General features: G+C 72.0%; 12 protein-coding genes. 4 read left to right on the top strand and 8 right to left on the bottom strand.

Annotated features, from left to right (window positions below):
* Positions 1-63 precede the first annotated feature (63 nt).
* Both ACH4YL_RS02205 and ACH4YL_RS02200 read right to left on the bottom strand, forming a co-directional pair.
* Positions 64-513 carry an SRPBCC family protein gene (locus tag ACH4YL_RS02205; protein WP_398503897.1) on the bottom strand — a complete coding sequence of 150 codons (450 nt, stop codon included), beginning with the start codon at positions 511-513 and terminating at the stop codon, positions 64-66.
* A gap of 6 nt (positions 514-519) precedes the next feature.
* Positions 520-1,365, bottom strand: a complete 846-nt coding sequence (locus ACH4YL_RS02200; RefSeq protein ID WP_398503895.1) for a DeoR/GlpR family DNA-binding transcription regulator — start codon at positions 1,363-1,365, stop codon at positions 520-522.
* Positions 1,366-1,591: 226 nt separating this feature from the next.
* Here ACH4YL_RS02200 and ACH4YL_RS02195 point away from each other — a divergent pair, with 226 nt between their 5' ends.
* Positions 1,592-3,967 (top strand): hypothetical protein, encoded by a 2,376-nt coding sequence (locus ACH4YL_RS02195; RefSeq protein WP_398503893.1) that lies wholly within the window; start codon positions 1,592-1,594, stop codon positions 3,965-3,967.
* On the opposite strand, the gene ACH4YL_RS02190 is transcribed toward ACH4YL_RS02195, so the two are convergent.
* From ACH4YL_RS02190 to ACH4YL_RS02175, 4 genes are all read right to left on the bottom strand, one after another.
* A complete protein-coding gene (locus tag ACH4YL_RS02190; protein ID WP_398503891.1) occupies positions 3,937-6,330 on the bottom strand; it encodes a right-handed parallel beta-helix repeat-containing protein in 2,394 nt (797 codons plus the stop codon). The genes ACH4YL_RS02195 and ACH4YL_RS02190 overlap by 31 nt on opposite strands.
* Positions 6,331-6,458: 128 nt before the next feature.
* Positions 6,459-7,067: a hypothetical protein gene (locus ACH4YL_RS02185; protein WP_398503889.1), complete on the bottom strand. Its 609-nt coding sequence runs from the start codon at positions 7,065-7,067 to the stop codon at positions 6,459-6,461.
* A gap of 192 nt (positions 7,068-7,259) precedes the next feature.
* Positions 7,260-8,084 (bottom strand): MOSC domain-containing protein, encoded by an 825-nt coding sequence (locus ACH4YL_RS02180; RefSeq protein WP_398503887.1) that lies wholly within the window; start codon positions 8,082-8,084, stop codon positions 7,260-7,262.
* Between the two features lie 37 nt (positions 8,085-8,121).
* Complete coding sequence (locus ACH4YL_RS02175; protein ID WP_398503885.1) at positions 8,122-8,628, bottom strand: DUF6643 family protein; 507 nt, start codon at positions 8,626-8,628, stop codon at positions 8,122-8,124.
* 253 nt (positions 8,629-8,881) lie between these two features.
* Here ACH4YL_RS02175 and ACH4YL_RS02170 point away from each other — a divergent pair, with 253 nt between their 5' ends.
* On the top strand, positions 8,882-10,168 hold the full coding sequence (locus ACH4YL_RS02170; RefSeq protein WP_398503883.1) for a TerD family protein: 1,287 nt from the start codon (positions 8,882-8,884) through the stop codon (positions 10,166-10,168).
* Positions 10,169-10,172: 4 nt separating this feature from the next.
* Here the strand turns inward: ACH4YL_RS02170 and ACH4YL_RS02165 are convergent, their stop codons facing one another.
* On the bottom strand, positions 10,173-11,345 hold the full coding sequence (locus ACH4YL_RS02165) for a glycosyltransferase (RefSeq protein ID WP_398503881.1): 1,173 nt from the start codon (positions 11,343-11,345) through the stop codon (positions 10,173-10,175).
* 58 nt (positions 11,346-11,403) lie between these two features.
* Here ACH4YL_RS02165 and ACH4YL_RS02160 point away from each other — a divergent pair, with 58 nt between their 5' ends.
* A complete protein-coding gene (locus ACH4YL_RS02160; RefSeq protein ID WP_398503879.1) occupies positions 11,404-12,177 on the top strand; it encodes a glutamate racemase in 774 nt (257 codons plus the stop codon).
* A gap of 112 nt (positions 12,178-12,289) precedes the next feature.
* Positions 12,290-12,850, top strand: coding sequence for a hypothetical protein (locus ACH4YL_RS02155; protein WP_398503878.1), 561 nt, complete (start codon positions 12,290-12,292; stop codon positions 12,848-12,850).
* Positions 12,851-12,865: 15 nt separating this feature from the next.
* Here the strand turns inward: ACH4YL_RS02155 and ACH4YL_RS02150 are convergent, their stop codons facing one another.
* Positions 12,866-13,942, bottom strand: a complete 1,077-nt coding sequence (locus ACH4YL_RS02150; protein ID WP_398503876.1) for an O-antigen ligase family protein — start codon at positions 13,940-13,942, stop codon at positions 12,866-12,868.
* Positions 13,943-14,050 lie beyond the last annotated feature (108 nt).

The raw sequence follows: 14,050 nt of genomic DNA, 5'->3' as shown, positions 1-14,050 counted from the left end.
GAGGGCTCAGGGGGTGCACACCCTAACTGACGGGCAGTCAGCAGTCTGCACCGGGCCCGCATTTCATGCGCCAGGCCCGGTACCCGCAAGAAGTCCGTCCAGCGCGCGGCCGAACACCCGCCGGCCGACCCGGACCACCAGCGGATCCAGCAGCCGCGGCAGCAGCCGGACACCAAGCTCCTCCCGCCAGACCACCACCGAGCCTGGACCCTCCGGACGCACCTCGATCTCCGCCCAGCCCGTGATCACCCGGCCGTGCTTCTCCAGCCTGCAGTGGCCCGGCTCACCGTCCGCGGGCGGCTCCCAGTGGACGACCTCCATCGGATCGTCGAAACCGAGCGGCCCGAGACCGGACCGTACGACAAAGACCGTGCCCATCCCGGTCGGCGACCCGGTCACCGAGGCGAGCGACGTCAGCGGCACTTGAGCCGCGTGCGCCCGCCAGTCGGTGACCCGAAGCCAGGCCTCGTCAGCCGTGAGAGCCACGGCCCGGATGAGCCGGAACGCGGGCACCCGGCGTCAGCCTTCCTGTCCGTTCTCGCTCTCGGGACCGCCCGCCACCACCAGGCCCGGCAGGTGCTCGGCGATCTCCTCGCGCGCCGCGGCCGACAGGCCCGCGTCCGTCACCAGCGTGTCCACGTCGGTCAGCCGGGCGAAGGAACTCAGCCCCACCGTGCCCCACTTGGTGTGGTCTGCGACCACCACCACACGGCGCGCGGCCTGCACGAAACGGCGGTTCGTCTCGGCCTCCGCGAGATTCGGCGTGGACAGTCCGGCCTCCACCGAGATCCCGTGCACACCGAGGAACAGCACATCGAAGTGGAGCGAGCGGATCGCCTGATCCGCCACCGGCCCCACCAGCGAGTCCGACGGCGTCCGCACGCCTCCCGTGAGGACCACCGTGGCGGCGCCCGCCCGCTGCCCGCCGGCCGCGCCCGCCCGCTGCGCGGCGTGGAACACATCCGCGACCCGCACCGAGTTGGTGACCACCGTCAGATCCGGCACGTCCAGCAGATGGTGCGCCAGCGCATACGTCGTCGTCCCGCCGGACAGCGCGATCGCGCTGCCGGGCACGGCCATCTTCGCGGCCGCCCGCGCGATGTCCTCCTTGGCGCTCAGCTCCAGCGCCGACTTGGCCTCGAACCCGGGCTCGTGCGTACTCGCCTCGACCACCGGCACCGCGCCGCCGTGGACCTTCTCGATGACCCCCTGCCGGGACAGCGCGTCAAGATCCCGGCGCACTGTCATGTCGGAGACATTGAGCTTGCGGGTGAGCTCGTTGACCCGCACCCCACCGCGCCTGCGCACCTCGTCGAGGATCAGGGCGCGCCGCTGCTCCGCGAGCAGGTTCTGGTTGTCGGTCACTGCCGGGGCCGGTCCTTCCATGTCGTCGTCCCAAGTCGCCGTAACGCCGTTTGCGGTCAAGGAGCCTCATCCTCGCACGCGCCGCGCGACACGGGCTCGCGGAGATTCGGTGAGAGGCGTGCGTTGAACTGCCATGATCCGCGATTCTTGGGCATGCACGCAGAGCAGCCGCGCGCTCACCGATCCTCCCATCGAGCGCCCTTAGCCCAGAGAGCGAGTCACAGAAGTGTCCTCTGCCAGTCCGGTCCCGCAGAACGGAGGGCCCGCGCTCGAACTGCTGGTCCACGGCGTCGGCGGAGCCACCCCGCAGGACATGCTCGGCGATCCCCGTACGCTGCGGATATCCGGCGACGAGAAGGCCGCCGTGTTCCGGCGCACCGACGACGAGAAGGCGGAGAGCCACCCCGAGAAGTACCAGGACCGGCCCATTCCCGAGGCGTACTGCTGGTCCAACCTCACCTCGGGCAACAGCGCGCGAGCCCTGTGGCTGCTGCTGCTCCCCTTCATGGTGGCCAACCTGGCGCACTGGATGCGCCCGCGCGCCAAGGGCCGCACGAGGACGACCAGGCTGTACGGAGTGCTGGTGCGGCTGATCGCCCTCAGCCTCACCGTGCTGCTGACGGCCGCCGCCTGCGAGGTCGCGCTCGACCTGCTGGCCTGGCAGTGCGCCGGCTCGCCCGAGTGCACCGAGGACAGCTCCTGGCTCGGCTTCATGTCCAGTGCGAACGGCGGCTGGTGGTCGCAGCCCGGCCGGCGTCTGGCGCTCGCCTCGCTCGTGCCGGCCGCGCTGGTCGGCCTTCTCTGGTACCTCTCCAACCGCACCTGGAGCGCGTACGAGTCCCAGCGGCCGCCAACCGGTGAGGACATCAGCGAGGGTGAGGAGGACATCGACGAGTCCTCCGTGGACACAACTGATCCGCAGCAGCCCGTCCTACGGCCCGCGCTCGGCCGTCCCGGCTTCTGGTACGGCCGCCGGCTCGTCGCCCGTCTCCGTGCCGCGCACACCGCGGCCGGCTTCCTCACCGTCGCCGCAGCCGTCGCCGGAGCAGCCGCCCGCCACGACCGCGGCGGCGACGACACGCTGCTCGAAGTCTGCGGCTGGCTGCTGGAAGCGGCCCTCGTCGTCGGCCTGTTGGCGGTGCTGTGGGTGGTCGTGCGCAGGGGACGCAGCGAACGGCGGATCGACGCGCGAATCGACCGCGCGGCCGTGCGGGCCCTGCCCGGCGCGGCGCTCGCGGTGCTGGCGCTCTCGCTGCTGTACGCCGCCTGGTCACGGCCCGGCTGGGCCTCCACTGCCACGCTGCCCGGCGATGTGACCTTCCGCGTCATCGCGCTCGCCCAGGGCGCGCTGGTCGTCGCCCTGGCCGTGGCCGCCTGGGTGCTCCACCGGCAGGTGCATCACGCGCGTACCGCGCTGGGCGGCCTCGGCGGACCGGCCGTCGCGATGCTCGCCTGCGCACTGGGCGGGGTGATGACCGGCGGCGTCGCCCAGCGCGTCGCCGACTGGCTGGACGGACCCGGCACACCCGGCATGAACGGCGAAGGGTTCATCCCCGGGCCGCCGGTGCTGCTCAGCTGGCAGGCCTCCGTCATTCCCGTCCTGCTGATCGTGCTGCTCGTCCCGGTCCTCGTCCTCGTCGTACGGACCTGGCTCACCGCCCGCGGCCTGGCGAGCACGGTCGAGACGGACTACGCCGTGACCCGCTCCGACGCCGTACGCACCCGGCGGATAGCCGGCACCCGGGCCCGGGCCGCGCTCACCGACGTCGCGCCGTGGATCGTCGGCCTCGTCGCCGGCGCCACTCTGCTCCTCGGCGCCGGCGCGGTGGTCGGTGCGTGGGTGAGCGGTGAAGTGCCGGGCAAGGCCTTCGGCGACGACGGCGGCTTCGTCGAATCCGCCGCGGAGACCGCGCAGTCGATGGGCTCCTGGCTGATCGGCTTCGGCTTCATACTGTTCGTCACCTGGGGCCGGCGCGCATACCGCGACGCGTCGACGCGTCGCACCATCGGCGTCCTGTGGGACGTCGGCACCTTCTGGCCGCGCGCGGCGCACCCCTTCGCACCGCCGTGCTACGCGGAACGCGCCGTGCCAGACCTCACCTGGCGGATGTGCACCTGGACCGCGCGCAACAACGGCGGCCGGCTCGTCATCTCCGGCCATTCCCAGGGCAGCGTGCTGGCTGCCGCGGCCGTCTGGCAGCTGCCTGCCGCCACCCGCCGCCGGGTGGCGCTGCTGACCTACGGATCACCGCTGGAGCGGCTGTACGGACGTTGGTTCCCGGCGTACTTCGGGCCGGTCGCGCTGGCCGAGCTGAGCGGCCAGGTGCACACCTGGCGCAACCTGTGGCGGATCACCGACCCGATCGGCGGGCCCGTACTCGTACCGGCCGACGGAACTCGGCCCGGAGTCGACTGCGAGGCGTTCAAGGACCCGCTGGTCTACGGGCGTTCGGAAAAGCATCCGCTGCCGGAGCCGATCCTCGGGCACTCCGAGTACCAGGCCGATCCGGCCTTCGAGACCGAGCGGCGGGTGCTGCTCGACCGGATCGGACCGGCCGTTCCCCGGCAGGCTCAGGGCAGTTCGGGCAGATCGTCCGGGTAGAGCAGGGTCAGGTCGTCGGTGTTCACCTCGGTGAGCTCGGCGACCCGGCCCGCGTGCCGCTCCACCATCGACTCGAAGGTCTGCCGAGCGGTGCGGCCGTTGCCGAAGGCAGGCCCCTTCGGCAGCGCCGTGAAGTACTTCAGCAGCGCCTCGCCGGTGCCGTCGGCCAGTCGGTACTCATGGTCGTCGGCCTGCTGCTCCACGATCCGCAGCAGCTCGTCCGGTACATAGTCCTGGAAGGTGATGGTCCGTGAGAACCGGGACGCCACACCGGGGTTGACCGACAGGAACCGCTCCATCTCCGCGGTGTAACCGGCGACGATCACCACCACGGCGTCACGGTGGTCCTCCATCAGCTTCACCAGCGTGTCGATGGCCTCCTTGCCGAAGTCCCGTCCGGAGTCCTCGGGAGAGAGGGCGTACGCCTCGTCGATGAAGAGCACACCGCCGCGCGCCCGGTCGAACGCCTCCTGGGTGCGGATCGCGGTCGAGCCGATGTGCTCGCCGACCAGATCCACCCGGGACACCTCGACGAGATGGCCGCGCTCCAGCACACCGAGCGCGGCCAGGATCTCGCCGTACAGCCGCGCCACCGTCGTCTTGCCGGTACCGGGGGAGCCGGTGAAGACCAGATGCCTGCGGACGGACGCTGCTTTCAGGCCCGCCTCCTGGCGGCGCCTGCCCACCTCGATCATGTTCGTGAGCGTGCGGACCTCGCGCTTGACGCTCTCCAGGCCGACCAGCGTGTCCAGTTCACCGAGCACGGCGCCGGAGGTGCGTACCGGCTCGACGGGCGCTGCCGCGGGCGAGGGCTGCGCGGGGACCGCCGTGAGCAGCCCGGGGGACTGGGCCTGGGTCAGCGCGGCCGTGACCGGCTCGGCCCCGGCCAGCACCGCGCTCTCGTCGCTGGTGCAGTCCTCGACGACCTGGCCGTCCCGCTGCGCGAACTCGTAACCACCGCGCGCGCAGCGCTCGGTGCGGCACTTGCTCAGCGTCGTCCGGCAGCCGTCCATCACATGGAAGCCGTAGCCGCCGCTGCCGGTGACCCGGCAGCCGCGGAAGGTGCCGCGGCCCTCCGCGGAGACATAGAACCCGGCTTCGGCGGGAGAGGTGATCGTGCAGCGCTCGATCACCGGATCCGCGCCCTTGGTGACGATCACGCCGGTCTGCGCGCCGTCGATGGTGCAGCCGTTCAGCGTGCCTCCGCTGCCGTGGTCGCGGAACCAGGCTCCGGTGGACGCCTCGCGGATCCGGCAGTCGTCGAGCTGCGCGGTCGCGCCGTCGCTCACCGACACCGCCGTGTTGCGCACCTGCGAGATGTCGCTGTCGACGACATCGGCGCGCGAACCGCGGTCCAGCACGAACAGCGCGTCCGGCACGTCCCGGACGCGGCACGAGTCGAGGACGGCGGTCGCGCCGTCACTGACCCAGACGGCCGGATAGTCGCCCGTACTGTCGTGGATCTCGCACTGGTTGGCGTCCACTCGGGTGCCCGGATCCCACACCGAAAGGCCGTTGCGCCCGAAGCGGCGGACCGTGGACCGGGTGAGCGTCAGCACCGACCGGGAACGCAGATCGATCGCGTTCTCCGGGATGTCGTGTATGTCGCAGTCGGAGAGGGTGAGCACGGCGTCGGTGTCGAGCGTGACGCCGTCGGCCGAAGTGCGGTGCACGCTGGAGTCGGTGAGATGCGCCGAGGCACGTGCGGCGATCTGCACGCCGGTGCCCTTGATCTCGTACACCTCGCAGCCGATGGCCTCCAAGCCGGTGCCCTCGCCGGTGACGGTCAGGCCCGCGCCCGAGGCGTGATGCACCCGGCAGCGCTCGAGGCGCGGGTGCGCGCCGCCGCGCACCGAGATGCCCGACTGGCCGGCCGAGACCACCTCGCAGTCCTCGAACACGCCGCCCGCGCCCTCCAGTACGGCGATTCCGACGCCCGCCGGATTGTCGACGGTGCAGCCGCGGACGGTGGGGCGGGCCGCGCCCCGCACCTCGAGGCCGGCCGCGGAACGGGTGACGATCCGGACGCCGACCAGCTCGGGCGTGCCGTCCTCCACCAGCAGCGCGGGGGCGGACGTGTCCTGGCCCTCCACATGCAGGTCCTGGACGGTGGCGGAGGCCCGCACGGTCAGCGGAACACCGTCGGCGGGCGCGATGCGCACCGAGCCGACCGCGCCTTCGGGGCCGCGCAGCGTGACCGCACGCTGGACCACGAGATTCTCGCGGTACGTGCCCGGGGCGACGGTGAGTATGTCGCCGTCTCCCGCGGCCTCCAGGGCAGCGGCGAGAGAGACATACTCACCCGTGCGGCGACGCCACCGCGATGTACCGGTGTGCGTCACCTGGACCGTGCCCTGTGCCATCGTGCTGCTCTGCCCCCACCTCGTGATTCAGCTCCGCAGCGCCTCTGAGGGGGGCGCTCCCCGACCCCTGCGCGGGGTCGCACCACCGTAGCGCGCGCGAGGCGCGGGAGTTGACGAGACGTGAGCGGTCAGCTGCCCGCGCCGGTGCGGCCCCAGTCGGGCCCCGCGGCTGCCCACGCCCGGTCCCAGCGTGCGTATCTGCGCCGGACGAGCCGCCAAACGATCAGTCTTCTGGCGCCTTCGAAGATCCCCGCGGAGGCGAACGCGGCGCCTATCCCCGCGAGCACCGCGTGCACCTGGGCGGTCGCGGCATCCATGGGGCGGCCGACGACGCGGCCCGCGGCGTCGGTCCACACGGTGAAGGTGTCGCCGGGGCGCACGGTGCGCAGCTCGGTGGAGACCGCGCCGGTGTGCCTGCTGCCGTCCGGCGCCCGCCACTTGGCGACCACCGCCCGCCGGCGCTCGCGGGTGGCCGAGGACTCGGGGTCGTACGCACCGGGTCTGGGCTTCGGAGCCGGTTTCAGCACCGTCGCGGTGACCGGATGACGCTGCTGGCGCTGGACGCGGACCGACTGCCGCAAGGACTCGTCGGTGAGACTGCCGGCGATCCAGCCGATGGCCGGTGCCGCGGTGACCAGAAGCAGCGCCGCGACCAGCGCCACCCATGCCTCGGCGAGATCGGTCGCGCGGCGCAGGGGATTGCGGCGCCAGCGCCAGACGCCTGCGGCGGTTCGCACAGTCCTGCACCCCCTTCTGCGTCCGTGATAGCCCCGTACGGCGCGGCACAAGCGCGCGTCGCCCGAAGAGAGAGGAACGTCACCCGCTCGTCCAACGAGCCTGCCGCCGCTGGATGTTCCCGTTGGCGGAGATCAGCCACGGGGCCGTCGGGATCAGTCCTGGGGATCAGCCGTCGGGATCAGCCCGTCGGGTCAGTCGAGCACACGCACCGGGTCGCCGATGCGGATGACGCCGGTCCGCTCGGGTACGACGCACTGACCGAACACCACCCGGTCCGCCAAGCGGCGATGGCGCGCCAGCGTGCGCAGCGGTTCCTTGCCGCGCTCGGCGGTCCGCTGGTCGGTCGTCGCGATCACACAGCGGCCGCAGGGCTTGGCCACCCGGAAGGTGACCTCGCCGATCGCGATCCGCTTCCATTCGTCCTCGGCCCAGGGAGCCGTGCCGTCCACCACCACGTTCGGCCGGAATCGGTTCATGGGCAGCGGGCCCTCGTCCGGATGATCACCCTGCGCGATCAGGGAGTTGAGGGCATCGAGCGAGGCGAATGTGGTGACGAGCAGCGGAGACGAGTCGCCGAAATGGACCGTCTCGCCCGGGAGCGCGTAGTCCGGGCTGAAGGGGCGCCGGGTGGCCGGGTCGTCGAGATGGACGAGCCGCACCTCTGCGCCGAGATAACCACTGAACCAGTCGTCCACGGGCCCCTCGACGGGCACCGCCTCGACCTTGTCCCCGAACACGTCGACCGGGATCGTGCCGACCGGCTCCGGAACGGCGACGGTCAGCGCCTCACGGTCGGGCGCGGTCAGCCGGATCCCGCCGTCCGGCAATGCCTCGGCACGGGCCAACGCCAGCCGTGGCTGCTGGCGTTGGGTGACCACCTTCGCCGAGGCGTCGATCAGCGTCCACCGACGGTCGCCGGCGAGTCCCCACGGCTCTACGGCCGCCTCGCCGGGCGCGTACCCCGCCACCGATTTGACCGGGTGGACATGGAGGGAACGGAGAACTGGATTGGCCATACGGCCATGGTGCCAGTCACCGCTGACATCCTGCCGGTCAGTACCCCTGGCCCTGGTACTGGCCCTGGTACGGACGGTTGTACTGGTCCTGGTAGCCGTTCGGCGCAGGGGCGGGCGCGGGGCGGGCCGCCGCCGGGCGCATCGCCTCGTAGCCGGTGCCCGCGGGCCGCTGCTGCTGTTGCGGATGGGGCTGGGGGCCCGGGTAGCCGCGAGGCACCGAGGGCTGCTGCGGAATGTACGGAGCGGCCGCCTGCTGCAGGGGCATCGGCTGCTGCGCCTGCTGGGGGTAGCCGTAAGAGGGGCGGGCCGGCTGCGGGTACCCGTAACCAGGCGCCTGATGTGCGGAGGGGGCCGCCGGGAGGGCGGGCAGAGCCGCGGGGAGCGCCGGCAGGTAGCTGCCGGTGGACTCGTACGCGGAAGGCACTCGGATCGGGGCGATCTGAGGCGTGCCCCGCTCGGCGACAAGGGAGTCGTAGATCGGGGTGTCGGGGAACGACGGAGCGGAGTAGTAGCCGCCGCCGTAGGTGGAGCGGGGGGAGGTCATGGAACATAAGTTAAGCCCACGATGTGCTGGTTGGGGAGCCCGATAAGAGGGTTGTTTCTGGAGATGCGAGTGGCTCAGGATCCCCAATGCGAGCGAAACTGGGGAAAACGGTCGCCGGACTTCGTTCGGATCGTGTAAAGGGCAAGCTGAGAGCGGGTTACTCCCGGTTGGCAGGGGCGTCGCAGGCGCTCTGAGGAATAGGTTGGCGGGCAGATGAACTGTCGGGACTTCGTGACGCGCGTTGGGGGCGAGCATGTCCATGCTTAAGGGAGCCAATACACCGGTGCAGGCGCAGCAAGTACGCGTCGAGTTGGGCTGGCGTGCAGGCTCTTCAGTGCCCGATGTCGACGCCTCGGCCCTGCTCATCGCCGCGGACTCGGGCAAGGTCCGCTCGGACGCGGACTTCGTCTTCTACAACCAGCCGTCGCACGCCTCCGGATCCGTACGCCACGAAGGCAAGAAGTCCGAGGGCGACGGCGTGACGGATCTGGTGTGGGTCGACCTCGGGCGTGTGGAGCCCGCGATCGAGAAGGTCGTGCTCGCGGCATCGGCCGACGCCGGCAGCTTCGGCCAGGTGCCCGGGCTGTACATCAAGGTCATGGACGCGGCGTCCGGGGCCGAGATCGCCCGGTACGACAGCGAGGGCGCGAGTGTCGAGACCGCCTTTGTGCTCGGCGAGCTCTACCGGCGGCAGGGCGCGTGGAAGTTCCGGGCCGTGGGGCAGGGCTACAGCACCGGACTCGAGGGCTTGGCGACGGACTTCGGCATCACGGTCGACGAGCCCCAGCAGGCAGCCCCGGCCCCGGCCACCGCACCCGCGCCCCCGGCACCCGTCGCGGCCGCCCCTGTGACACCGCCGCCCGCCGCCCCTCCGGCTCCTCCGTCGGCTCCGCCGTCCGCGCCCGTACGCCTGACCAAGGTGACGCTGACGAAGGACACGCCGTCCGTCTCGCTCACCAAGCAGGGCGGCACGTCCGGCGCGATGCGGGTCAACCTGAGCTGGCAGGTGCGCAAGCAGTTCCAGGGCTGGGGCGCGAAGCTCGGCCGGGCCGTCGCCATGCACGGCGACCTCGACCTCGACCTGTGCGCGCTCTTTGAACTCACCGACGGCCAGAAGGGCGTCGTCCAGGCGCTCGGCAACGCCTTCGGATCGCTCAACCAGCCGCCGTACATCCATCTCGACGGCGACGACCGCACCGGCGGCACCTCCGGCGAGAACCTCACCATCAATCTCGACCACATGGACCGGCTCCGCCGAGTCGTGATCTTCGTGACCATCTACCAGGGCGCACGCAGCTTCGCCGATCTCGACGCCACGGTCACCCTCCAGCCGCAGCACGGCGCCGCCATCGACTTCTCGCTCGGCGAGTGCACCGTGCCGTCCACCGTCTGCGCCCTGGCGCTGATCACCAACACCGGCTCGGACCTCGTCGTCCAGCGCGAGGCCCGCTTCCTCGTTCCGGAGCGAGGAGTCAGCCCGCAGCGCACCATCGACTACGCCTATGGCTGGGGCATGAACTGGACGCCCGGCAGGAAGTAGCGCCTCACCGGTCGGGAGCCGCCTCGGGACGTGCGTACGTACGTCCCTTCCAGGCGGCTCCCCGGCCGCGATAGTGCTGTACGGCCGAGTCGACCGTCATCAGCAGGTACAGCAGCGCGGTGAACGGCAGCACGGGCGCGAGCAGCAGCGGCTGGCGGTAGTAGCGCAGCATCGGCAGATACGTCGCCGTCATCACCGCCCACGCCAGGCCTCCGGCCCAGCCGGCGACCGTGTCGTGCCCGAACACCCCGACGCACAGCGCGACGGGCGGCGCGAGATAGATGACCGCGAGGCCCACCACCGTCCCGGCCAGCAGGAAAGGGCTGTGCAGAAGTTGGGCGTACGCGCTGCGCGACACCATCCGCCACAGGTCCGCAAGGCGCGGATAGGGCCGCACGCTGTCCACCCGGTCGGCCAGCCCCAGCCAGATGCGGCCGCCGGAGCGCTGCACGGCCCGCGCCAGCGACACATCGTCGATCACCGCCTGCCTGATCGACTCCGGCACGCGCGCCCGCTCGGCGGTCTCCGTACGCAGCAGAACGCAGCCGCCCGCGGCGGCCGCTGTCCGCGCCGCCGGCCGGTTGACCCACCGGAAGGGGTAGAGCTGCGAGAAGAAGTACACAAACGCCGGTACCACCAGGCGCTCCCAGCCGCTCGCCACCCGAAGACGAGCCATCTGCGAGACGAGATCGAGGCCACCGGTGCGGGCGGCGGACACCAACTCGCGCAGGCTGTCAGGGCTGTGCGCGATATCGGCGTCGGTCAGCAGCAGATACTCGGGCGCTCGCTCCCGGGCCAGCGCGATCCCGTGCCGCAGCGCCCAGAGCTTTCCGGTCCAGCCGGGCTCGGGCTCGCCGGGAGAGACCACTCGCAGCGGCAGCCCGCCGTGGCGTGCGGACAGTGCGCGCGCCAGCTCTCCGGTGCCGTCCGTGCTGCCGTCGTCGACCAGCACGATCTCGGCCCGGCCGGGATAGTCCTGCGCGAGGAGTGACGGCAGGCTCAGCGGCAGCACCTCGGCCTCGTCGCGCGCGGGCACGACGACGGCGACATCCGGCCAGGAGGCGGGGGCTTCGCGGCGAGGCAGCCTCTGATCCGTACGCCAGAAGAAGCCCTGCCCCAGCAGGAGCCACCCCCATGCGGCCAGCGATCCGACGGCGATCCAGGCAATGGCGCTCATTCGCCGCAGTCTGCCCCACCGCACCGGTGGCGCAAGGGCGGTCGACTATGGTGACCGGGTGAAGATCGCCCTCATGGACTCCGGAATCGGCCTCCTTGCGGCGGCAGCGGCGGTACGCCGGCTGCGGCCCGACGCCGATCTTGTGCTCTCCTCCGACCCCGGCGGCATGCCGTGGGGGCCGCGTACGCCGGACGGCGTCACGGAGCGCGCGCTCGCCGTGGCCAGGGCCGCCGTCGGCCACCGTCCCGACGCGCTGATCGTCGCGTGCAACACCGCCTCGGTGCACGCACTGCCCACGCTCCGGGCCGAGTTGGAGCCGGCGATCCCGGTGATCGGCACGGTGCCCGCGATCAAGCCGGCGTCGGCAGGCGGCGGCCCGATCGCCATCTGGGCCACGCCGGCCACCACCGGCAGCCCCTACCAGCGCGGACTGATCCGCGACTTCGCCGACTCCGTCGACGTCACCGAAGTGCCGTGCCCCGGTCTCGCGGACGCCGTCGAGCAGGCCGACGAGAGCGCCATCGACCAGGCGGTGGCAGCAGCGGCCGCGCTCACGCCGCGCGATGTAAGGGCCGTTGTCCTGGGCTGCACCCACTACGAGCTGGTTGCCGAGCGCATCCGTGCCGCGGTCGGCGAGCCCGTGGAACTGCACGGCTCGGCCGGGGCTGTCGCCGCGCAGGCGCTGCGCCGTATCGGCGAACTGCCCGTTCCCGACGCCGAGCCCGTCGGCCGCCTTCGGGTGCTGCTCAGCGGCCGCGAGTCCGTGCTTCCCCAGCAGGCGATGCACTACGCCGAGGGCCGGATGCTGCAGACAGTGAGCCCCGCGCACTGACGGTCACCGGCTCGGGCCTTGCTCCAGGCCGCCGTTGGCCCGTGAATTACTCCACGTGATCCAGATTGCCGACCCCATGCTGACCCGTCGGAAGCTCGGTACTCTGCTTGGCATGACGGACCGCTCACACGACACGAACCCCGCCGCGGAGCACAAGCCCGCGGTCTGGACCGGCCGTGCGACCAACCGTATGCAGTGGCTCCTCGCCCTGGCGGGAGCGGCCTGCATGGCGCTCGGCATCGAGCTGGCCGTCGACTCGGCCTGGACCTCGGGCATCGCTCCGCTGCTGATGTCCGTGATCGGCTGCGTCGCGGCAGGACTGTTCATCCTTTACGGCACGCTTGCCTTCGTCCATGTGGCGGTGAAGGTGGACAGCGACTGCGTCGAGGTCCGCTGCGGCCACATCGGCCTGCCGCGCCGCCGGATCCCGCTGGAGCATGTCGTGGGCGCGGAGTTCGCGCCGCAGGTCACTCCGCGGCAGTGGGGCGGCTGGGGCTATCGCTGGCGTCCGGAGCAGGGCACGGCCGTCGTCGTGCGCCGCGGCGAGGGCATCATCGTCACACTCGGTGACGGCAGGACCTTCACGGTGACGGTCGACGACGCGGAAGCGGCGGTGCGGGCGATCCGGGACGGGCTGCGTCCGGCCGGGACGAGCAAGCCCGCCGAAGCCTGAGCCACCGAAGGGCCCTCACCGCGCGGGTATGTCCTCGGCGGTCGACAGCGTGTGATCACCCGATTCCGAAGACCCGCCGCTCGCGACGCGCGCCGTCGCAAGACCGGCCAGCAATCCGGCGCCCGCCGTCACCGGCGCGAAACTCAGTGCGTTCCCCAGATTCGCCAGCACCGCGAGCGCGGTGAGCGCCGCGCCCGCACTCAGTACCACCGCAGTGGAGCGCGGCGAGCGCCACAGCCCGTACAGCATCCAGCAGAACGCGGCCCCCAACAGCGCAACGCCCACCACACCCTGATCGGCCGCCTGTTGCAGCGAGGCCGAGTGCGGCTTGCCGTCGGAGCCCAGCGACTGCTGCGCGGTGGTGCTCAACTGGCCGAAGCGGTCCGGGCCCACGCCGCGTACCGGTTCGTCCTTCGCCAGCGCGAGCGCGTCCTGCCACAGCGCCACCCGGTTCTGGGTCAGCTGCCCCTCCAGCGAGACAGTGAGCCCGTCCGGCAGAGCGTCCTCGGCAATGCCCCACGAGGTCGCCACCACAAGGCCGGTCGCGACGGCCAGACCGCCGAGCGCCACGGACCGCCGGTCCATCCGGATCGCCGCGAGCGAGCAGAGCAGCACGCCGAGCGCGGCTGCGAAAGCCGGGACGGATCCGAGCGCCAGCGCGGTGCAGGCCACGGCGAGAGCCAGCATCCGCAGGCCGAGTCGTAGCCCGGCGGGCCGGGCCGCCGCGGCGGCGCAACAGGCGGCGCCCGCGGCGAGCACCAGCAGCGCGGCGGCGGCGCCGGTGTGCCCGGGCTGTTCGGGTGCGCCCGCGTTCGCGCCCGGAACGCCCTGGCGTGAGGCGATCGCGAGACCGAGGGCGGCGAGTGCCGCGGCCGAGGCGGCGGCGACCGGAAGCAGCGTGCCGCTGATCCTGCCGACGGCGTACCCGGCGGCGACGGCGAACACGGCCAGCAGCACACCTTCGGGCCTGGCCTCCCGCCCGACCGCGCTGATCAGCGACCACACGGCGCACCCGCCGAGGACGACAACGCCGGCGACGTCGGTGGCGCTGCCGCGCTCCCGTGCCGCCGACCGGCCGTCCGGTGCAGCCATCCCGTCGACCCCCCGAGCTGTGACGGGCCCTGCCGCGGCAGCCGACCAGCGTCGGGCGGCAAGGCTGGCGCACACGGTAACGGCAGTGACACGGGTTTGTGGACAGAT

The sequence above is a fragment of the Streptomyces sp. NPDC020681 genome, from assembly GCF_044334895.1.
Lineage (GTDB): Bacteria > Actinomycetota > Actinomycetes > Streptomycetales > Streptomycetaceae > Streptomyces.
The sequence above is the reverse complement of the archived record's forward strand: the minus strand, read 5'-3'. Positions and strand labels throughout refer to the sequence as shown.

Bases quoted from the DNA above. Each gene is read 5' to 3' on its own strand.
- ACH4YL_RS02190 (WP_398503891.1), bottom strand. From the start codon at position 6,330: ATGGCACAGGGCACGGTCCAGGTGACGCACACCGGTACATCGCGGTGG.
- ACH4YL_RS02180 (WP_398503887.1), bottom strand. From the start codon at position 8,084: ATGGCCAATCCAGTTCTCCGTTCCCTCCATGTCCACCCGGTCAAATCG.
- ACH4YL_RS02175 (WP_398503885.1), bottom strand. From the start codon at position 8,628: ATGACCTCCCCCCGCTCCACCTACGGCGGCGGCTACTACTCCGCTCCG.
- ACH4YL_RS02170 (WP_398503883.1), top strand. From the start codon at position 8,882: ATGTCCATGCTTAAGGGAGCCAATACACCGGTGCAGGCGCAGCAAGTA.
- ACH4YL_RS02165 (WP_398503881.1), bottom strand. From the start codon at position 11,345: ATGAGCGCCATTGCCTGGATCGCCGTCGGATCGCTGGCCGCATGGGGG.
- ACH4YL_RS02155 (WP_398503878.1), top strand. From the start codon at position 12,290: ATGACGGACCGCTCACACGACACGAACCCCGCCGCGGAGCACAAGCCC.
- ACH4YL_RS02150 (WP_398503876.1), bottom strand. From the start codon at position 13,942: ATGGCTGCACCGGACGGCCGGTCGGCGGCACGGGAGCGCGGCAGCGCC.